This window comes from Streptomyces sp. NPDC093071 (assembly GCF_044754545.1).
GTDB lineage: Bacteria > Actinomycetota > Actinomycetes > Streptomycetales > Streptomycetaceae > Streptomyces.
Genome location: NZ_JBIVPH010000003.1, coordinates 228,963 through 249,374 on the forward strand (window position 1 = coordinate 228,963; position 20,412 = coordinate 249,374).

A 20,412-nucleotide genomic window follows, 5' to 3' on the forward strand; every position below is an offset into this window, starting at 1 on the left:
GTACGTCGCCGTGTCCCCGGCGTGCGGTCGAGCGTACGGCAGCGTCCGGACGCGCCGCGGCGCCCACCCAGTCGTCCGGTCGGGGACAGGTCGGGGGGCGCCGCGCTCAGTTCCGTACGTCGTTGTACGGGACGTTCAGGGGGTGGTGCGGTGGGATCAGACCGTCAGGGCCCGGTCCGTCGGGCGGATCGGGGCCGGCAGGGAGCTGGCGCCGGTCAGGTGGCGGTCGACGCCGCGGGCGGCGGAGCGGCCCTCGGCGATGGCCCAGACGATGAGCGACTGGCCGCGGCCGGCGTCGCCGGCGACGAAGACGCCGTCGACGTTGGTGGCGAAGTCCGCGTCACGGGCGATGTTGCCCCGCTCGTCGAGCTCCAGGCCGAACTGGGCGACCAGGCCGTTCTGGACGTCCGTGCCGGTGAAGCCCATGGCGAGGGTGACGAGCTGGGCGGGGATCCTGCGCTCCGTGCCCGGCTTCTGGGTCAGCTTGCCCTCGACGAACTCGACCTCGACGAGGTGGAGGAACTGGACGTTGCCGTCCTCGTCGCCCTCGAAGTGGGTGGTGGAGACGGAGTAGACCCGCTCGCCGCCCTCCTCGTGCGCGGAGGTGACCTTGTACAGCATGGGGAAGGTCGGCCAGGGCTGGCCCGGGTTCCGCTCCTCGCCCGGGCGGGGCATGATCTCCAGCTGCGTGACCGAGGCCGCGCCCTGGCGGTGGGCGGTGCCGACGCAGTCGGCGCCGGTGTCGCCGCCGCCGATGACGACGACGTGCTTGCCCTCGGCGGTGATCGGCGGGGCCACGAAGTCGCCCTCGACGACCTTGTTGGCGAGCGGCAGGTACTCCATCGCCTGGTGGATGCCGTTCAGCTCGCGGCCGGGGACGGGCAGGTCGCGGGCGGTGGTGGCGCCGGCGGCGATGACGACCGCGTCGAACCGCTTGCGCAGGTCGGTGGCGGTGATGTCGCGGCCGACCTCGACGCCGGTGCGGAACTTGGTGCCCTCCGCGCGCATCTGCTCGATGCGGCGGTTGATGTGCCGCTTCTCCATCTTGAACTCGGGGATGCCGTAGCGCAGCAGGCCGCCGATGCGGTCGGCGCGCTCGTACACGACCACGGTGTGGCCGGCCCGGGTCAGCTGCTGGGCCGCGGCGAGGCCCGCCGGGCCCGAGCCGATGACGGCGGCGGTCTTGCCGGAGAGGCGCTCGGGCACCTGCGGCTTGACGTCGCCCCCGTCCCAGGCCTTGTCGATGATGGAGACTTCGACGTTCTTGATGGTGACGGCCGGCTGGTTGATGCCGAGCACGCAGGCCGACTCGCACGGGGCGGGGCAGAGGCGGCCGGTGAACTCCGGGAAGTTGTTGGTGGCGTGCAGGCGCTCCTGCGCCGCCGACCAGTCCTCGCGGTAGGCGTAGTCGTTCCACTCGGGGATCAGGTTCCCGAGGGGGCAGCCGTTGTGACAGAACGGGATGCCGCAGTCCATGCAGCGGCCGGCCTGCTTGCTGATGATCGGCAGCAGGGAGCCGGGGACGTAGACCTCGTTCCAGTCGCGGACGCGCTCGGCCGCGGGACGGGTCCGGGCGACCTCGCGGCCGGTGGTGAGAAAGCCCTTCGGATCAGCCATGGGTCGCCGCCTCCATCATCTTCTCGGTGGTCTCGGCCTCGGAGAGACCGGCGAGCTCAGCGGCGTCCTTGGCGGCGAGCACTGCCTTGTACGTGGTGGGGATGATCTTGCTGAACCGGGCCGCGGCGGCGTCCCAGTCGGCGAGGAGCTTCTCGGCGACCGTGGAGCCGGTCTCCTCGTGGTGGCGGCGCACGACATCGTGCAGCCAGGCCGCGTCGGTGGCCGACGGGGTCTCGACCGCTCCCAGGTTCCCGGAGTTGACGTTGTCCCGGTCGAGGTCGATCACGTAGGCGACGCCGCCCGACATGCCGGCCGCGAAGTTGCGTCCGGTCTCGCCGAGGACGACGGCCGTGCCGCCGGTCATGTACTCGCAGCCGTGGTCGCCCACGCCCTCGGAGACGACGAGGGCGCCGGAGTTGCGGACGCAGAAGCGCTCGCCGGTGCGGCCGCGGAGGAACAGCTCGCCGCCGGTCGCGCCGTACGCGATGGTGTTGCCCGCGATGGTGGAGTACTCGGCCAGGTGGTCGGCGCCCCGGTCGGGGCGGACGATCACGCGGCCGCCGGAGAGGCCCTTGCCGACGTAGTCGTTGGCGTCGCCCTCCAGGCGGAGGGTCACGCCGCTCGGCAGGAAGGCGCCGAAGGACTGGCCGGCGGAGCCGGTGAAGGTGATGTCGATGGTGTCGGCCGGGAGGCCGGCGCCGCCGAACTTCTTGGTGACCTGGTGGCCGAGCATGGTGCCGACCGTGCGGTTGATGTTGCGGATGGCGACCTGGGCGCGGACCGGCTGGGCCTCCTCGGCGGAGGGGGCGTTCAGGGCCTCGGCGGCGAGCTGGATCAGCTGGTTGTCGAGGGCCTTCTCCAGGCCGTGGTCCTGCTCGACCAGGGCGTGGCGGACCGCGCCCTCCGGGAGGTCCGGCACGTGGAAGAGGGGCTCCAGGTCGAGGCCCTGGGCCTTCCAGTGGGTGACGGCGCGGCTGGTGTCGAGCAGCTCGGCGTGGCCGACGGCCTCTTCGAGGGTGCGGAAGCCCAGCTCGGCGAGGAGCTCGCGGACCTCCTCGGCGATGAACTCGAAGAAGTTGACGACGTACTCGGCCTTGCCGGAGAAGCGGTCGCGCAGGACCGGGTTCTGGGTGGCGATGCCGACCGGGCAGGTGTCGAGGTGGCAGACGCGCATCATGACGCAGCCGGAGACGACGAGCGGCGCGGTGGCGAAGCCGAACTCCTCGGCGCCGAGCAGCGCGGCGATGACGACGTCGCGGCCGGTCTTGAGCTGGCCGTCGGTCTGGACGACGATCCGGTCGCGCAGGCCGTTGAGCAGCAGGGTCTGCTGGGTCTCGGCGAGGCCGAGCTCCCAGGGGCCGCCCGCGTGCTTGAGGCTTGTCAGGGGAGACGCGCCCGTGCCGCCGTCGTGGCCGGAGATGAGGACGACGTCCGCGTGGGCCTTGGAGACGCCGGCGGCGACCGTGCCGACGCCGACCTCGGAGACCAGCTTCACGTGGATGCGGGCGACCGGGTTGGCGTTCTTGAGGTCGTGGATCAGCTGCGCCAGGTCCTCGATGGAGTAGATGTCGTGGTGCGGCGGCGGGGAGATCAGGCCGACGCCGGGCGTCGAGTGACGCGTCTTGGCGACCCACGGGTAGACCTTGTGGCCGGGCAGCTGGCCGCCCTCGCCGGGCTTGGCGCCCTGGGCCATCTTGATCTGGATGTCGTCGGCGTTGACCAGGTACTCGCTGGTGACGCCGAAGCGGCCGGAGGCGACCTGCTTGATGGAGGAGCGGCGCGCCGGGTCGTACAGGCGGTCCGGGTCCTCGCCGCCCTCGCCGGTGTTGGACTTGCCGCCCAGCTGGTTCATGGCGATGGCGAGGGTCTCGTGCGCCTCCTGGGAGATGGAGCCGTACGACATGGCGCCGGTGGAGAAGCGCTTGACGATCTCGGAGGCGGGCTCGACCTCGTCGAGGGGGATCGGGGTGCGGCCCTCGGCGGCGAAGCCGAAGAGGCCGCGGAGGGTCATCAGCCGCTCGGACTGCTCGTTCACCCGGTCGGTGTACTTCTTGAAGATGTCGTACCGCTTGGTGCGCGTGGCGTGCTGGAGGCGGAAGACGGTCTCCGGGTCGAACAGGTGCGGCTCGCCCTCGCGGCGCCACTGGTACTCGCCGCCGATCTCCAGGGCGCGGTGCGCCGAGGGGACGCCGGAGGCGGGGTACGCCTTGGCGTGGCGGGCGGCGACCTCCTTGGCGACGACGTCGAGGCCGGCGCCGCCGATCTTGGTGGCGGTGCCGTTGAAGTACGTGGCGACGAAGGTCTCGTCGAGGCCGACGGCCTCGAAGACCTGGGCGCCGCGGTAGGAGGCGACGGTGGAGATGCCCATCTTGGACATGACCTTGAGGACGCCCTTGCCGAGGGCGTAGATCAGGTTCCGGATGGCCTGCTCGGGCTCCAGGCCCTCGATGAAGGTGCCGGCGCGGACCAGGTCCTCGACGGACTCCATGGCGAGGTACGGGTTGACGGCGGCGGCGCCGTAGCCGATGAGCAGGGCGACGTGGTGGACCTCGCGGACGTCGCCGGCCTCGATGAGCAGGCCCACCTTGGTGCGCTGCTTGGTGCGGATGAGGTGGTGGTGGACGGCGGCGGTGAGCAGCAGCGAGGGGATCGGGGCGTGCTCGGCGTCGGAGTGCCGGTCGGAGAGCACGATGAGGCGGGCGCCGCCCTCGATGGCGGTGTCGGCCTCGGCGCAGATCTCCTCGATGCGGGCGGCGAGGGCGTCGCCGCCGCCGGAGACCCGGTAGAGGCCGGAGAGGGTCGCGGCCTTCATGCCGGGCATGTCGCCGTCGGCGTTGATGTGGACGAGCTTGGCCAGCTCGTCGTTGTCGATCACCGGGAAGGGCAGGGTGACGCTGCGACACGACACGGAGGTCGGGTCGAGCAGGTTGCCCTGGGGGCCGAGGGAGGAGCGCAGCGAGGTGACGAGCTCCTCGCGGATGGCGTCCAGCGGCGGGTTGGTGACCTGCGCGAAGAGCTGGGTGAAGTAGTCGAAGAGCAACCGCGGGCGGGCGGACAGGGCCGCGATCGGGGAGTCCGTGCCCATGGAGCCGAGGGGCTCGCCGGCGGTGCGGGCCATCGGGGCGAGGATGACGCGGAGCTCTTCCTCGGTGTAGCCGAAGGTCTGCTGGCGGCGGGTGACCGAGGCGTGGGTGTGGACGACGTGCTCGCGCTCGGGGAGGTCGGAGAGCTCGATCTCGCCGGTCTCCAGCCACTCCGCGTAGGGCTTCTCGGCGGCGAGGGCGGCCTTGATCTCGTCGTCCTCGACGATGCGGTGCTCGGCGGTGTCGACGAGGAACATCTTGCCGGGCTGGAGGCGGCCCTTGCGGACGACCTTGGCGGGGTCGATGTCGAGGACGCCGACCTCGGAGGAGAGGACGACGAGGCCCTCGTCGGTGACCCAGTAGCGGCCGGGGCGCAGACCGTTGCGGTCGAGGACCGCGCCGACCTGGACGCCGTCGGTGAAGGTGACGCAGGCCGGGCCGTCCCAGGGCTCCATCATCGTGGAGTGGTACTGGTAGAAGGCGCGGCGGGCCGGGTCCATGGTCTCGTGGTTCTCCCACGCCTCCGGGACCATCATGAGGACCGCGTGGGGCAGGGAGCGGCCGCCGAGGTGGAGCAGCTCCAGGACCTCGTCGAAGGAGGCCGAGTCGGAGGCGTCCGGGGTGCAGATCGGGAAGATCCGGTCCAGGGAGCCGTCGCCGAAGACGTCGGAGTCGAGCTGGGCCTCGCGGGCGGTCATCCAGTTCCGGTTGCCCTTGACGGTGTTGATCTCACCGTTGTGGGCGACGAAGCGGTACGGGTGGGCCAGCGGCCAGCTCGGGAAGGTGTTGGTGGAGAACCGGGAGTGGACCAGGGCCACGGCGGTGGCGCAGCGGCGGTCCGACAGGTCCGGGAAGAAGGGCTCCAGCTGGCCGGTGGTCAGCATTCCCTTGTAGACGAGGGTGCGGGCGGAGAGCGACGGGAAGTAGGTCGCGGCCTCGCGCTCGGCGCGCTTGCGCAGGACGAAGGCCTTGCGGTCGAGCGCGATGCCGGTGTGCTGTCCGTCGGCGACGAAGAGCTGGCGGAAGACCGGCATGGTGGAGCGGGCGGAGGCGCCGAGCAGCTCGGGGGCGACGGGGACCTCGCGCCAGCCGAGGACGTTCAGGCCCTCTTCGGCGGCGATGCCCTCGATCTTCGCGACGGCGGCGTCGATGCCGTCCTCGGGGAGGAAGGCGATGCCGACGGCGTAGGCGCCGGCATCGGGGAGCTCGAATCCGGCGACCTCGCGGAGGAAGGCGTCCGGGACCTGGAGCAGGATGCCCGCGCCGTCACCGGAGTCGGCCTCGGCGCCGGTGGCGCCGCGGTGCTCGAGGTTGCGCAGTACGGTCAGCGCCTGCTCCACCAGCGCGTGGCTGGCTACACCGGTGAGGGTGGCCACGAACCCGACACCGCAGGCGTCGTGTTCGTTACGGGGGTCGTACATTCCCTGCGGAGCAGGGCGACCGTCCATGGGCGACCAGGCGTCGGAACGCATCGGCTCTCCCGTCGTCGTCGTGGCATATACAGCTGCCGAGGGACGACGTTGGCCCTCCGCGAAATTTCGTGCAGGTTACATGATGGCTGGCTTCTCGCGAAGCGGATAGCGCGTTCCAACATGCGGACGCCGCAGACACGCAGCGCTGGTACTGGTTCACCTGTGGGGTGCGGCGACAGGCACTGTCCCGCGGGGACGGATCGAGGGGGTCCGCACGATCTCCGGATCTCCGGCGAGCCGTCGCTGGGTGGGCTTCGTTGCCCACGGGCGCTCATGCCTCTTTCCCGTTGGTCACGGGTCCGAAACCGCCGGATAACCGGCTATGTATGTGGCGCTCCGCATAGTGTCTCATCGCCACGGCGGATCGGGCCAGGGAGATACGTCACAGGCGATATGCGGTGTACGTCCGCAAAAGAGGGGCGCTCCGGGCACCCGGGGGCTACAGGGCGGCGCCGAAGACCATGCCGAGCCCGTACGTGACGGCTGCGGCGGCGCCTCCCAGGGCGAGCTGGCGCATCCCGCTGAAGAGCCAGCCGCGCGCGGTCACCCGGGCCACCAGGGCGCCGCAGGCGAAGAGCCCGAGCAGGGCGAGCAGCACGGCCGGCCAGAGGGCGGTCGCCCCGAGCAGGTACGGCAGGACCGGAAGCAGCGCGCCGAGCGCGAACGAGCCGAACGACGAGACGGCGGCGACCGCGGGCGACGGCAGGTCGTCGGGGTCGATGCCCAGCTCCTCGCGGGCGTGGATCTCCAGGGCCCGGTCGGGGTCCTTCGACAGCTGCATCGCGACCTCGCGGGCGAGGGCGGGCTCGACGCCCCGGGAGACGTAGAGCGCGGCGAGCTCCTCCATCTCGTCGACCGGGTGCTTGCGCAACTGGCGGCGTTCGACGTCCAGTTCGGCCTGGACGAGTTCGCGCTGCGAGGCGACGGAGGTGTACTCGCCGGCGGCCATGGAGAAGGCGCCGGCGGCGAGGCCCGCGAGGCCGGTGACGGCGACGGTGCCGGAGGAGACGGCGCCGCCCGCGACGCCGGTCATCAGGGCGAGGTTGGACACGAGCCCGTCCATCGCGCCGAAGACCGCCGGACGCAGCCAGCCGCCGTTCACGTCGCGGTGCGTGTGGTTGTCGCGGTGGGCCTCGTGCAGTGGCGCCCGGGCCTCGATGACGGACATGGTACTCCCCTCTCCGGGGCGGACCGGAACGACCCGCCTCCCCTTCAACTCCCCTCGAAAATACGCTCGATGTAAGGGTCGCGCCAGCAAGGCAGACCGTACTTACTGAGGCTCGCCTCAGTGGCGGTCCGGATGCCGGCGGGGTGTCAGGCGGGTGACAGAGACGTTTCTCCGGCGAGTTCGCGGGCGGTGGTGGCACAGATCCAGGCAACGGGGCGCCGCCGGTGCGCCTCCCCGGGGAAGGAGCCGCCGCACATGGTCACCACCACCACACGCGATACGCGGGAACGGGCGAGGGGGGCGCTCCTCGGTCTCGCCGTCGGCGACGCGCTCGGCGCGCCCGCCGAGAACATGCGGCCCTCCGAGATCCGCCGCCGCTGGGGCCGGATCGAGGGCTTCGTGACCGAGAACCCTGCGGGCACGGACGACACCGAGTACGCCGTCTTCTCGGGGCTGCTGCTCGCCCGGCACGGCTCGGCCCTCACCGTCCGCCACGTCGAACGGGCCTGGCACCGCTGGATCGCCGACCTCGACGAAGGGCCCTTCCGGGGCGCGGGCTTCTCGGAGCGGGGCACCCTGGAGAACCTCCGGCGGGGGCTCGCGGCGCCGATCTCCGCGCAGCACCGGCACGCCTGGAGCGACGGCCTCGCGATGCGCGCGGCGCCGTTCGGGGTGTTCGCCGCCGGGCGCCCGGCGGAGGCGGCGCGGCTCGTCGCGATCGACGGCAGCGTCAGCCACGAGGGCGAGGGCATCTACGGGGGCCAGGCGGTCGCGGCGGGGGTCGCGGCGGCGATGGCGGGGGCGAGCGTGACCTCGGTGGTCGCGGCGGCCCTCTCCGTCGTCCCGATGGACTCGTGGACGGCCCGCTCGCTGCGCCGCGCGGTCGTGGCGGCCCGACGGGTCCAGCCGGACCCGCTCGTCCGCGAACGCCAGGTCCGCTCGGCGGTCGTCATCGGCGGCTACCCGTGGACGGACCTGGCCCCGGAGGCGGTGGGCCTGGCGTTCGGCGCGTTCGTGGCGGCCCGCGGGGACTTCCGTACGGCCGTCCTGACCGCGGTCAACATGGGCCGCGACGCCGACACCACGGCGGCGGTCGCGGGCGCCCTGGCCGGCGCGGTGTCGGGCGCCCGGGCGATCCCGGCGGAGTGGGCCACGGCCATCGCCCCGGTCACCGGCAGCTGCCTCCCCTCCATGCGCGGCTACCACGTCCTGGACATCGCGGACCTCCTGACCCCGGAGGAGGCGGCATGACCACGAACCCACCGAACCGACCGCCCCAGCCGGGAACGGGTACGCCTACGACTGCGGTCACGGGTGCGGGGGTGCTTTCGGACACCGGTACGGCCACGGGGGCGGGCCCGTTCACACCGGCACTCGCCGCGGGCATTGCCGCTGCGCCCATGGGCGGCACCGTACTGGGGGCGGGCGCCGCCACCGCCCCTGCGGGCAGCACCGCGCTGGGCGTGGGCATCGCCGCGACCTCTGCGGACGGGACCGTACTGGGGGTGGGCATCGCGACCACCTCCATGGGAAGCACGACGCCGGATGCGGGCACCGTTACCGCCCCTGCGGGCAGCACCGCGCCGGGTGCCGACATCGCCACCGCCCCTATGGGCGGCACCGTACTGGGGGCGGGCATCGCCACCACCCCTGTGGGCAGTCGTCCCGCCGGGCGTGGGGGTGCCCCCTCCGGGGGAGGGTGGGCACAGGCCCCGGTGCCGGGCACCGACCTCCTTGACGCGGCCCACGAGGACCCGGCGGCACCCCCGGTACGGGACCCGCACGGCCGGACCCCGGCGCCGACCGCCCAGGTCACGGAGCCGACCGCCCAGGTCTCCCCGAGGCGGGACGCCATCGAAGGGCTGCTCCTCGGGCTCGCCGCGGGCGACGCCGCCGGGTGGCCCGCCGCCCGGCACCGGGCCGCCCGGATGCCCGAGTGGACCCGCCGCCTCACCCGGGAGCTCGACACCTTCGCGGAGCAGAACGCGACGACCACCCTCCCCGTCCCCATCGCCCTCAACCAGCCCCCCGAGCCCCTCCGGCTCGGCCCCTCCGACGACGCCGAGTGGGCGGTCTTCACCGCCGAGGCGATCCTCGCCTCCACCGCTCCCGCTCTCGCGGGACTCCCCCCGGAGCGCCGCCTCCGCGCCTCCGTCGACCTCGCCTGGAACGCCCTCGCCGGCCAGGTCGCGGCCGCCGCCGACCGCGCCCCCGAGGTCGAGTCCGCCGTCCTCCCCCTCCGCGCCCGGATCTCCGTCCGCGCCGGTCTCGGCAACCTCGCCACCGGTCTGCGCCCGCCCGCGACCGGGCACGACAACCCGCACTACTTCGACGACGCCGCCTGCGTACGGGCCGCCGTCCTGGCCCTCGTCCACCCGGGCGACCCCCGCGCCGCCGCCGAACTCGCCGAGTTCGACGCCCGGTACACCCAGGACGGCGACGGCGTCCACGGCGCCCGCGCGACGGCGGCGGCGGTCGCCGCGGCCCTCGGCGGGGCGACGGTCGACGCGTCCGTCGGGGCGGCGCTCGCCGAACTCCCGCCCGCCACCGAGATCGGGCGCAACGCCCGGCACGCCGTGGAGCTCGCCCGGTCCGCCGGCTCCGCCTTCGCGCTGGTCCCGCTCCTGGAGCACCAGATCGTGGACCACGTCTACAGCTACGGCGTCGCCGCCGCCGAGACCGTCCCGGTCGCCCTGGCCCTCGCCCTCGCCGCGCGGGGCGAGATGACGGCCGCGGTACCGGCCGCCGCCTGCCTCTCCCGGGTCGCGGACTCGGCACCGGCGCTCGCGGGCGCGCTCACCGGGGCGCTCGGCGGCGGCCGTTCGGTGCCGGCGAGCTGGCGCGCGGCCTGCCGGACCCTCGCGGGCTGCGCGCTGCCCCGGCTCGCGGGGACGGACTTGGTGGAACTCGCCGGGCTGCTCGGAGCCACGGAACCGGCCGCCCCAGGTGGACAATTCCGACATGGAACCCACACTGGACGTGCCCACCCCGGCTGTACGCACACCGAACGCGCCCAGCACGCCGACCGCATCGACCGCGCCGACCGCACCGGGCCTTCCCACCCTGGATGACCGGATCACCGGCAGCCTCCTCGGGGCCGCCGTCGGCGACGCGCTCGGCGGCCCCGTCGAGGGCTACACCCCCGAACAGATCCTGGAGCGCCACGGCGGCCGCGTCACCGGGATCGTCGGCCCCTGGAACGGCGACGCCTGGCGCACCGCCCGCCCCATCGCCCCGTACCACAAGGGCGACGGGCACGTCACCGACGACACCCTGATGACCCACACCCTGATCCGGGTGTACGAGAAGGTCCGCGGCCACCTCGACGCGTACGCGGTCGCGGACCACCTCGTCCCCGAGCTCATGAACTCCCCCGTCTGGATCCCGGAGCTGGAGGCCGAGGCGCTGCCGCTCCAGCGGATCTTCCTCGCCGAGAAGTGGATCGTGACCCGGCTCCACTACGGCCACGTGGACCCTCGCGAGGCCGGCAGCGGCAACATCGTCAACTGCGGCGCCGCGATGTACATGGCGCCGGTCGGGCTCGTCAACGCCGCCAACCCGCAGGCCGCCTACGCCGAGGCCCTCGACCTGGCGGGCGCGCACCAGTCCTCGTACGGCCGGGAGGCGGCGGGCGTGTTCGCGGCGGCGGTGGCGGCGGCCTGCGTGCCGGGCGCGACCCCGGCCTCGGTCGTGGACGCGGCCCTGTCGCTGGCGAAGGACGGCACGGAGGCGGCGATCGAGGCGGTGGCCGAAGCGGCCTCCGGCCACACGGACTTCGAGACCGCCCTCACCCCGCTGCGCAGGGCCGTCGCCCCCTTCGACACAGTCGGCCCCGACTACCGCGCGCCGTCCCTCGGCGCCCGGCGCCCCTCCCGGCTCCACGCGATCGAGGAGCTGCCGATCGCCCTGGGGATGCTGCTCGTCGGCGCGGGCGACTTCCGGCGCACGGTCCTGGGCGCGGTCAACTACGGCCGGGACTGCGACTCGATCGCCACGATGGCGGGCGCGATCGTGGGCGCGCTGCACGGCGAGGCGGCCGTCCCCGCCGACTGGGCGAAGCGGGTCGCGGAGGCCAGCCGCCTCGACCTGCACGCCCCGGCGCGGGCCCTGGCCGGGGTCGCCCGCGAGGTCTTCGCGCGGGACGCGGAGGCGCGCCGGGCGCACGAGTCGGCGTTCGCGGCGCTGACGGGCACGGACCGGTGAACCTCCGGGTGACCTGGGTCCAGCCGGAGGACCTGGTGGGCCACGAGCTCCGGCAGGCGGCGGAGGACGGCCGCGACGCCCGCGCCCCGGCGGCCCGCTGGGCGGCGGCGGGCGGCCCGCCCGCCCCGGAGACCGCCGGCGCCTCCACCACCCCCCGCCCGGACCTCCGCCCCCTGGCGGAAGAACTCCTGGACGCCCTGGCCGCACTGCCCTCCCCCCTCACGGAACACGAACCGACCGCCCTCCCGGACATCCGCGCCCTGACCACCACCCCCACCGGAACTCCCCCCGCCGAACCGGAAACCGGAGCCGGACGGCCCTCGACACCGGACTCCCTGTACGGGGGCCATACGGCCCCGACCCCGAACACCTCCCCACCCGAAGCCCCGAACCCGAGGAACCGGCCCGCGCACGACCCCGCCCTCCTCCCCCGTCTGCACGCCGCCTGGCTCGGCCGGGCCGCCGGGTGCCTGCTCGGCAAACCCGTCGAGAAGCTGCCCCTGCCCGCGATCAGGGCGCTCGCCCGCGCCACGGGCAACTGGCCGCTCGCCACCTGGTTCACCGCCCGGGGCGTGCCCCCCGAACTGCTCGCCGCCCACCCCTGGAACCGGCGCTCCGCCGCCACCTCCCTCGCCGAGAACATCGACGGGATGCCCGAGGACGACGACCTCAACTACCCCCTCCTGGGCCTCCTCCTGCTCCAGCGGTACGGCCGCGACTTCACCACCGCCGACGTCGCCCGCCTCTGGCTCGACGAACTCCCCGCCGGCCGCACCTTCACGGCCGAGCGCGTCGCCTACCGCAACCTCCTCGACGGCGTCGAACCCCCGCTGACCGCCGTCCGCCGCAACCCCTTCCGCGAGTGGATCGGCGCCCAGATCCGCGCCGACGTGCACGGCTGGACCCGTCCGGGCGACCCGGTCGCCGCCGCCGCGCAGGCGTACCGGGACGCGGTGCTCACCCACACCGGCAACGGCGTGTACGGCGCCATGTTCGTCGCCGCCACCGTCGCCGCCGCCGCGTCCGGCACCGCCGACGTCCACCGGGCGCTCGCCGCCGGGCTCTCCGTGGTCCCGCCGCACTCCCGCCTGGCGCGAGCCGTCCGCCGGGGCATCGCGCACGCCCGCGCCCACTCCGACTTCGACACCGTCGTGGACCTGCTGCACGCCGAACTCGGCGGGTACCACTGGGTCCATGCCGTCCCCAACGCCGCCCTGCTCGCCGCCGCCCTCACCCACGCCGACGGCGACTTCTCCCGCTCCGTCTGCGCGGCGGTCTCGGGCGGCTGGGACACCGACTCCAACGGCGCCACCGCCGGCTCGGTCGCCGGGCTGCTCGCCGGCCACCCCGACCGGCTGCCCGAGCGCTGGACCTCCCCTCTCAAGAACCGCCTGTCGACCTCGGTCCCGTCCTTCGACGGCATCGGCTTCGACGCCCTGGCCGAACTGACACACCTGGAGGCAGTACGCCCATGACCAGCATCGTCGTGCTCGGCAGCACGAACATGGACCTCGTCGCCTACGTGCCCAGGGCCCCGGCCCTCGGCGAGACCGTCACCGGCCGCTCCTTCCGTACGATCCCCGGCGGCAAGGGCGCCAACCAGGCCGTCGCCGCCGCCCGGGCCGGCGCCGAGGTGGCGATGATCGGCGCGATCGGCACGGACGGCTTCGGGGCGCAGCTCCGGGCCACCCTGGAGCACTGCGCGGTGGACACCGACCTGCTGCGCACCGTCGAGGGCCCCTCGGGCACCGCCCACATCGTCGTGGACGACGAGGGGGGCAACGCGATCGTCGTCGTCCCCGGCGCCAACGGCACCGTCACCTCCCTCACCCACGGCGACGAGGCCCTCATCGGCACCGCCGACTCCCTGCTCCTCCAGCTCGAACTGCCCCTCTCCGTCGTCGTCGAGGGCGCCACGACCGCCCGCCGGCTCGGTGTCCGCACCGTCCTCACCCCCTCCCCCGCGCGGCCGCTCCCGCCCGAACTCCTCGCCGTCACCGACCTGCTGGTGCCGAACGAGCACGAGGCCGCCGCACTCACCGGCCTCGCCGACCCGCGCGCCGCCGCCGAGGCCCTGCTGCGGGACGTCCCCGAGGTGGTGATCACCCTGGGCGCGGCCGGCAGCCTCCACGCGGCGCGCGGCGCCGAACCGGTCGCCGTGCCCGCCCGCCGGGTCCGGGCCGTGGACACCACCGGCGCCGGCGACACCTTCGTCGGCGCCCTCGCGGTCGCCCTCGGCGAGGGCCGCCCCGCCCCGGAGGCGCTCGCCTGGGCGCAGACCGCCGCCGCGCTCTCCGTCCTGCGGGAGGGCGCGTCGACCTCGATGCCGTACCGCGTCGACATCGAAGGGGCCTTCCGCTCCCCCGACACCCTGGAGGCCGATCCCGTATGACGACTCTCCCCGCACAGGACACCGCACAGAGCACCGAGCAGGACACCGCGCAGGGCATCCCACAGGGCGTCCCCCAGGACACCGCGCCGGAAGCCGCGCCCGTCCCGCCCCTCCACGGGCTGCGCGTCCTGGACCTCGCGACCCTCTTCGCCGGGCCGCTCGCCGCCATGATGCTGGGCGACTTCGGCGCCGACGTCGTCAAGGTCGAGCACCCCCGCAAGCCCGATCCGTCCCGGGGCCACGGCCCCGCCAAGGACGGCGTCGGCCTGTGGTGGAAGGTCCTCGGCCGCAACAAGCGGACGATCACCCTCGACCTGTCCACGCCGGGCGGCCGCGACACCCTCCTCGCGCTCGCCGCCGACGCCGACGTGATCGTGGAGAACTTCCGCCCCGGCACCCTGGAGCGCTGGGGCCTCGGCTGGGAGGAGCTCTCCGCCGCCAACCCGCGTCTGGTCCTCGCCCGCGTCACCGGCTTCGGCCAGTTCGGCCCGTACTCCCACCGTCCCGGCTTCGGGACCCTCGCCGAGGCGATGAGCGGCTTCGCCGCCATCACCGGCGAGCCCGGCGGCCCGCCGACCCTGCCCCCCTTCGGCCTGGCCGACTCGATCGCCGCCCTGGCCACCGCGTACGCCGTGATGACCGCGCTCACCGCCAGGACGACGACCGGCCGCGGCCAGGTCGTCGACATGGCCATCATCGAACCGATGCTCTCCGTCATCGGACCCCACCCCCTCTGGTACGACCAGCTCGGATACGTCCAGCCCCGCACCGGCAACCGCTCCCGCAACAACGCCCCGCGCAACACCTACCGGACCGCCGACGGCTCCTGGGTCGCCGTCTCCACCTCCGCGCAGTCGATCGCGGAACGGGTGCTGGGCCTGGTCGGCCGCCCGGAGCTGATCGACGAGCCCTGGTTCGCCGACGGCGCGGGCCGGGCCGCGCACGCGGACGTCCTGGACGAGGCGGTCGGCTCCTGGATCGCCCGGCACACCCGCGACGAGGCCGTGGCGGCCTTCGAGAAGGCGGAGGCGGCCATCGCCCCCGTCTACGACGTCCGGGACGTCCTCGACGACCCGCAGTACCAGGCGCTCGGCACCGTCACCGAGGTGGAGGACCCCGAGCTGGGGCCGATCAGGATGCAGAACGTCCTCTTCCGGCTCTCCGAGACCCCCGGCGGCATCCGCTGGTCCGGCCGCCCGCACGGCGCCGACACCGCCGCCGTCCTCGCCGAGCTCGGCCTCACCCCCGCCGAGATCGGCGCCCTCCGCGAGCAGGGGGCGGTATGAGCGGCCCCCACGGCGTCCAGAACCTCGGCCGGGTCAGCGGTCCCCGCGAGCGGACCGGCGCGCCCGTCGCGAGCGGCACCGCCGGGCCGCACACCCCCCTCACCTGGCTGTACGCGCCCGGAGACCGGCCCGAGGTGGTCCGCAAGGCGCTGGCGTCCGGCGCCGACGTCGTGATCGTCGATCTGGAGGACGCGGTCGCCCCGCACCGCAAGGCGTACGCCCTGGACGCCACCGCCGATCTCCTCGCGGACGTCCACCCCGTCCCGGTCCACGTCCGCGTCCACACCCCGCTCGACATCCCCGTCCTGACCCCCCTCCCCGGCCTCTGCGGTCTCCGTGTCCCCAAGGTGACACACGCCACTGACATCCACCGGATCGCCGGCCTCGCCCCGGGCCTGCCCCTCTATCCGCTCCTGGAGAGCGCCCTCGCCGTGGAGAACGCGTACGCCGTCGCCTCCGCCCACCCCGCCGTGCGCGGCATCGCGCTCGGCGAGGCCGACCTCCGCTCCGACCTGGGGGTACGGGAGGACGCCGGGCTCGACTGGTCGCGCGGCCGGCTGGTGGTCGCGGCCCGCGCGGCCGCCCTGCCGCCCCCGGCGCAGTCGGTCCACCCGCACGTCCGCGACCTGGAGGGACTGGCCGCCGACTGCGCCCGGGGCCGGGCGATGGGCTTCCTCGGCCGGGCGGCCATCCACCCCCGCCAGCTCCCGGTCATCGAGCGCGCCTACCTCCCCACCCCGGAGGAGGTCGACGCGGCCCGGGAGATCGTCGCCGCGACCGGGCAGGGCGCGCTGGCCCTCCCGGACGGCCGGTTCGTGGACGCGGCGGTGGTGGAGGGCGCCCACCGGGTCCTCGCCCTCGCCGCGCGCGCCGGGTGACCCGTGCCCCCGCACGGGGAAGGGCCGCCGGAACCTTTCGGCTCCGGCGGCCCTTCCGGCCGGTGTGGGCGGGCGGTCAGCTCTTGCCGGCGCCGTGCCCCGCCTCCTTGCCGTTCGTGCCGTCCTTGCCGAGGTCGACGGCGTCCGGGTCGGCGCCGGATCCGGTGTCGGCGGAGGCGTCCGGGTCCCCGGCCTTCTCCGAGCCCTCCGCCTTCTCCTCCGCCTTCTCCCCGTCCTTCTCCCCGGCCTTCTTCTCCGCCTTCGGCTCCACGATCTCCTCGCGGCCCGGGCGGAGCCGGGACGAGACGACGATGTAGACCACCGCGAGCACGAAGACGACGATCGCCGTCCACACGTTCAGGCGCAGGCCGAGCACGTGGTGCGCCTCGTCGACGCGCATGTACTCGATCCAGCCCCGGCCCGCGCAGTACGCGGCGACGTAGAGCGCGAAGGCACGCCCGTGGCCGAGCTTGAAGCGGCGGTCGGCCCAGACGACGAGGAGGGCGACGCCGACGCACCAGAGCGACTCGTACAGGAAGGTCGGGTGGTAGGTCCCGGCCTCGCGGTTCGCGCTCTCGGTGATCTTCAGGGCCCAGGGCAGGTCGGTCGGCCGGCCGTACAGCTCCTGGTTGAACCAGTTGCCCCAGCGGCCGATGGCCTGGGCGAGGGCGATGCCGGGCGCGATGGCGTCGGCGTACGCGGGGAGCGGGATGCCCCGGCGGCGGCAGCCGATCCAGGCGCCCACCGCGCCGAGCGCGATGGCGCCCCAGATGCCGAGGCCGCCCTCCCAGATCTTGAAGGCGTCGACCCAGTTCTCACCCTCGCTGAAGTACAGCTGATAGTCGGTGATCACGTGGTACAGGCGTCCGCCGACGAGGCCGAAGGGCACCGCCCAGACGGCGATGTCGGCCACGGTGCCGGCGGTGCCGCCCCGGGCGATCCAGCGCTTGTTGCCGTACCAGACAGCGACGAAGACACCGATGATGATGCAGAAGGCATAGCCGCGCAGCGGGATCGGTCCGAGGTGGATCACGCCGGTCGACGGGCTGGGAATGTAGGCAAGGTCCATGGCAGGTCCGACGCTACCCTGCCGGGCGGGCGCGACGGCAGCCCGCCCGGCAACGTCTGGGTAACTAACCCCGGCGGGCGGACCCGCCGGGGGCGGTTCAGCCGGCCGACGGGGAGGCCGTGCCGGGCTTCTTGCCCTTGTTGGCCTCGGCGACCCACTTCTTCAGGTTCTCCGGGGAGAGCTGCTCGTTCCCCTTGGTCGGAAAGATCGATTCTCCGTTGAGCAGGACGGTCGGGGTGCCGCGGAAGCCGCCCTTCTGGAAGGCCTCGTTGGACTTCACGACCCAGCTGTCGTGCGTGCCGTCCTCCACACAGCCGCGGAACGCGGGCGTGTCGAGGCCGGGGACCTTCGCCGCCAGCTCGATCAGCTTCTCGTTCTTGCCGAAGGCGTCGTCCGTCTCCTGCGGCTGGTTGATGTAGAGCGTGTCGTGGTACGGGGTGAACTTGCCCGCGTCCTGGGCGCACGCGGCGGCGTTCGCCGCGCGCAGCGAGCCGCTGCCGCCCATGTTCCCGTCGATGAGGGTGGCGAGGTGGTACTCGGTCCTGAGCTGGCCGGAGGCCTCCAGCTCGTGGATGGAGTCCCGCATGACGTTCTCGAACTGGGCGCACGCCGGGCAGCGGAAGTCCTCCCAGATCTGGAGGGTGGCGGGGGCGTCCGGCCGGCCCGTGGGGATGGCGGGCTTGTCGCCCTCGACGGACCCCGTCGGCGCGACCACGGGGCCGGCCTTGTCGGATCCGCCGCCCTTGTCGGCGTTCGCGGCGATCACGCCGACGACCGCGGCCAGGGCGAGGACGCCGACCACCGCCGACGACACGATCAGGACGCGTCGCTGCCTGTCGCGGGCCTTGTCGCGCTCGCGCTGCTGCTGAAGGCGCTCCCGCGCGTTCCGGTTGCCGTCACCACGGCTGTTCTGGCTCACGCCCCGGTCAACGAACCGGGGAGGCACGTACGCGCCTCCCCGGTCCCAGATCCACCCGGACGGGTTACGAATCCCGGCGGACGCCCTCGGCGAGTTCGGCCGCCAGTTCCCTTACGGCGGCGAGTCCGGCGGCCTCGTCGCCCTCGGCGTCGAGGATCCGCTTCACGAAGGCGGAGCCGACGATGACGCCGTCGGAGAAGGCGGCGACCTCCTTGGCCTGGGCGGCGTTGGAGACGCCGAGCCCGACGCAGACCGGGAGCGTGCGGCCGGGTTCGACGGTGGCGCGGGTGCGGCGGACCAGGTCGGCCGCCTGCTCGCCGACCGACTCCCGGGTGCCGGTGACGCCCATGAGGGAGGCGGCGTAGACGAAGCCGGACCCGGCGGCCGTGATGGTGGCGAGGCGCGCGTCCCTGCTGCTGGGCGCGACGACGAAGACGGTCGCGAGGCCGTGCTTGTCGGCGTGCTCGCGCCAGAGCGCGGACTCCTGGACCGGCAGGTCGGGCAGGATGCAGCCCGCGCCGCCGGCGGCGGCGAGCTCCTCGGTGAAGCGCTCGACGCCGTACCGGTCGATCGGGTTCCAGTAGGTCATGACGAGGACCGGCTTGCCGGTGGCCTCGTGGGCCTCGCGGACCGTGCGCATGACGTCGGCGATCCGGACACCGCCGCGCAGGGCGATGTCGTCGGCGGTCTGGATGACCGGGCCGTCGAGGACGGGGTCGCTGTGCGGGAGGCCGACCTCGACGACGTCGGCGCCGCCGTCGAAGACGGCCTTGACGGCCGCGATGCCGCCGTCGACGGTCGGGAAGCCGGCCGGGAGGTAGGCGATGAGCGCGGCCCGGTCCTCGGCCTTCGCGGCGGCGAGGGTGTCGCTCAACAGCTGGATGTTGCCGCTCACTTGGCGTCCCCCTCGATCTCGGCGGTGTCGTCGGCGCCGGCGTCCGCGGCGACCTCGGCGTCGGTGTCGTACAGGCCGAAGTAGCGGGCGGCGGTGTCCATGTCCTTGTCGCCGCGCCCGGAGAGGTTGACGACGATCAGGCCGTCGGGGCCCAGCTCCTTGCCGACCTCGATGGCCCCGGCGAGGGCGTGCGCCGACTCGATGGCCGGGATGATGCCCTCGGTGCGGGAGAGCAGGCGCAGGGCCTGCATGGCGGCGTCGTCGGTGACGGCCCGGTACTCGCCGCGGCCGCTGTCCTTGAGGTGGGCGTGCTCGGGGCCGATGCCGGGGTAGTCGAGGCCGGCCGAGATCGAGTACGGCTCGGTGATCTGGCCCTCGTCGTCCTGGAGGACGTAGCTGCGCGAGCCGTGCAGGATGCCGGGTTCGCCGGCGGTGAGGGTGGCCGCGTGCTCGCCGGTCTCGACGCCGTGGCCGGCCGGCTCGCAGCCGATCAGGCGCACGCCGGCGTCGGGGAGGAAGGCGTGGAAGAGGCCGATGGCGTTGGAGCCGCCGCCGACGCAGGCGATCGCCGCGTCGGGGAGGCGTCCGGCGCGCTCCAGGATCTGGCGGCGGGCCTCGACGCCGATGACGCGGTGGAAGTCGCGGACCATGGCGGGGAAGGGGTGCGGGCCTGCGACGGTGCCGAAGAGGTAGTGCGTGCGGTCGACGTTGGCGACCCAGTCGCGGAAGGCCTCGTTGATGGCGTCCTTGAGGGTGCGGCTGCCGGACTTCACGGCGACGACCTCGGCGCCGAGCATCCGCATCCGGGCCACGTTCAGCGCTTGGCGCCGGGTGTCGATCTCGCCCATGTAGATGGTGCAGTCGAGGCCGAAGAGGGCGCAGGCGGTGGCGGTGGCGACGCCGTGCTGTCCGGCGCCGGTCTCCGCGATGACCCGGGTCTTGCCCATGCGCTTGGTCAGGAGGGCCTGGCCGAGCACGTTGTTGATCTTGTGCGAGCCGGTGTGGTTGAGGTCCTCGCGCTTGAGGAAGATCCGGGCGCCGCCGGCGTGCCCGGCGAACCGGGGGACCTCGGTGAGGGCGCTCGGGCGGCCCGTGTAGTCGACCATGAGGTCGTTGAGCTCGCGGGCGAACTCGGGGTCGCCCTTCGCCTTGTCGTACTCGACGGCGACCTCGTCCACGGCGGCGACGAGGGCCTCCGGGATGAACTTGCCGCCGTAGGCGCCGAAGTAGCCCTCGGCGGTGGGGACCCGACCCTCCGGGTCCGGAATGAAGAACTCGCTCGACATGCGGTTGCTCCTCGCGGGGCGGTGCCCCGGGGTTACGTGTGGATGATGGTCACGGTATGCGCGTCGCTCGCGTGCGGCGTTGCCCTGGCCGGTGGCGCGGGTGCGGTGGCCGTTGCCGGGCACCGGCTTACGGGCCTCCACCGC

The 20,412-nt window shown here is 73.8% G+C and carries 14 protein-coding genes; 7 read left to right on the forward strand and 7 right to left on the reverse strand.

The genetic code is table 11. The features are described 5' to 3' along the window. Nucleotides 1–156: 156 nt before the first annotated feature. The 3 genes from ACIQD7_RS12350 to ACIQD7_RS12360 form a co-directional block, all read right to left on the reverse strand. A complete protein-coding gene (locus ACIQD7_RS12350) occupies nucleotides 157–1,617 on the reverse strand; it encodes a glutamate synthase subunit beta (RefSeq protein WP_121831843.1) in 1,461 nt (486 codons plus the stop codon). Next, nucleotides 1,610–6,172 (reverse strand): glutamate synthase large subunit, encoded by a 4,563-nt coding sequence (gene gltB, locus ACIQD7_RS12355; protein WP_402441518.1) that lies wholly within the window; start codon nucleotides 6,170–6,172, stop codon nucleotides 1,610–1,612. The genes ACIQD7_RS12350 and gltB overlap by 8 nt, the downstream gene beginning before the upstream one ends. Nucleotides 6,173–6,611: 439 nt before the next feature. Then, nucleotides 6,612–7,340: a VIT1/CCC1 transporter family protein gene (locus ACIQD7_RS12360; protein WP_402441519.1), complete on the reverse strand. Its 729-nt coding sequence runs from the start codon at nucleotides 7,338–7,340 to the stop codon at nucleotides 6,612–6,614. A gap of 255 nt (nucleotides 7,341–7,595) precedes the next feature. Between ACIQD7_RS12360 and ACIQD7_RS12365 the strand changes: the two genes are divergently transcribed. From ACIQD7_RS12365 to ACIQD7_RS12395, 7 genes are all read left to right on the forward strand, one after another. Beyond that, complete coding sequence (locus ACIQD7_RS12365) at nucleotides 7,596–8,591, forward strand: ADP-ribosylglycohydrolase family protein (protein ID WP_402441520.1); 996 nt, start codon at nucleotides 7,596–7,598, stop codon at nucleotides 8,589–8,591. 359 nt (nucleotides 8,592–8,950) lie between these two features. Further along, a complete protein-coding gene (locus tag ACIQD7_RS12370) occupies nucleotides 8,951–10,411 on the forward strand; it encodes an ADP-ribosylglycohydrolase family protein (protein WP_402442332.1) in 1,461 nt (486 codons plus the stop codon). Continuing rightward, nucleotides 10,302–11,543: an ADP-ribosylglycohydrolase family protein gene (locus ACIQD7_RS12375; protein WP_402441521.1), complete on the forward strand. Its 1,242-nt coding sequence runs from the start codon at nucleotides 10,302–10,304 to the stop codon at nucleotides 11,541–11,543. Before ACIQD7_RS12370 ends, ACIQD7_RS12375 begins: the two co-directional genes overlap by 110 nt. After that, a complete protein-coding gene (locus ACIQD7_RS12380) occupies nucleotides 11,540–13,018 on the forward strand; it encodes an ADP-ribosylglycohydrolase family protein (protein ID WP_402441522.1) in 1,479 nt (492 codons plus the stop codon). Before ACIQD7_RS12375 ends, ACIQD7_RS12380 begins: the two co-directional genes overlap by 4 nt. After that, the gene (rbsK, locus tag ACIQD7_RS12385; RefSeq protein WP_121831832.1) at nucleotides 13,015–13,935 is read left to right on the forward strand and encodes a ribokinase; all 921 of its coding nucleotides are present in this window, start codon (nucleotides 13,015–13,017) and stop codon (nucleotides 13,933–13,935) included. The genes ACIQD7_RS12380 and rbsK overlap by 4 nt, the downstream gene beginning before the upstream one ends. Continuing rightward, entirely contained in the window at nucleotides 13,932–15,221 is a 1,290-nt protein-coding gene (locus ACIQD7_RS12390; RefSeq protein ID WP_402441523.1) for a CaiB/BaiF CoA transferase family protein, read from the forward strand. The genes rbsK and ACIQD7_RS12390 overlap by 4 nt, the downstream gene beginning before the upstream one ends. Beyond that, nucleotides 15,218–16,099 (forward strand): CoA ester lyase, encoded by an 882-nt coding sequence (locus ACIQD7_RS12395; protein WP_121831830.1) that lies wholly within the window; start codon nucleotides 15,218–15,220, stop codon nucleotides 16,097–16,099. Before ACIQD7_RS12390 ends, ACIQD7_RS12395 begins: the two co-directional genes overlap by 4 nt. Nucleotides 16,100–16,175: 76 nt before the next feature. Here the strand turns inward: ACIQD7_RS12395 and lgt are convergent, their stop codons facing one another. The 4 genes from lgt to trpB form a co-directional block, all read right to left on the reverse strand. Then, on the reverse strand, nucleotides 16,176–17,168 hold the full coding sequence (gene lgt, locus ACIQD7_RS12400; RefSeq protein ID WP_402441524.1) for a prolipoprotein diacylglyceryl transferase: 993 nt from the start codon (nucleotides 17,166–17,168) through the stop codon (nucleotides 16,176–16,178). 97 nt (nucleotides 17,169–17,265) lie between these two features. Next, nucleotides 17,266–18,087 carry a DsbA family protein gene (locus ACIQD7_RS12405; RefSeq protein WP_402441525.1) on the reverse strand — a complete coding sequence of 274 codons (822 nt, stop codon included), beginning with the start codon at nucleotides 18,085–18,087 and terminating at the stop codon, nucleotides 17,266–17,268. A gap of 64 nt (nucleotides 18,088–18,151) precedes the next feature. Continuing rightward, the gene (gene trpA, locus ACIQD7_RS12410; RefSeq protein ID WP_402441526.1) at nucleotides 18,152–18,982 is read right to left on the reverse strand and encodes a tryptophan synthase subunit alpha; all 831 of its coding nucleotides are present in this window, start codon (nucleotides 18,980–18,982) and stop codon (nucleotides 18,152–18,154) included. Beyond that, nucleotides 18,979–20,268: a tryptophan synthase subunit beta gene (gene trpB / locus ACIQD7_RS12415; protein WP_402441527.1), complete on the reverse strand. Its 1,290-nt coding sequence runs from the start codon at nucleotides 20,266–20,268 to the stop codon at nucleotides 18,979–18,981. The genes trpA and trpB overlap by 4 nt, the downstream gene beginning before the upstream one ends. Nucleotides 20,269–20,412: the final 144 nt, after the last annotated feature.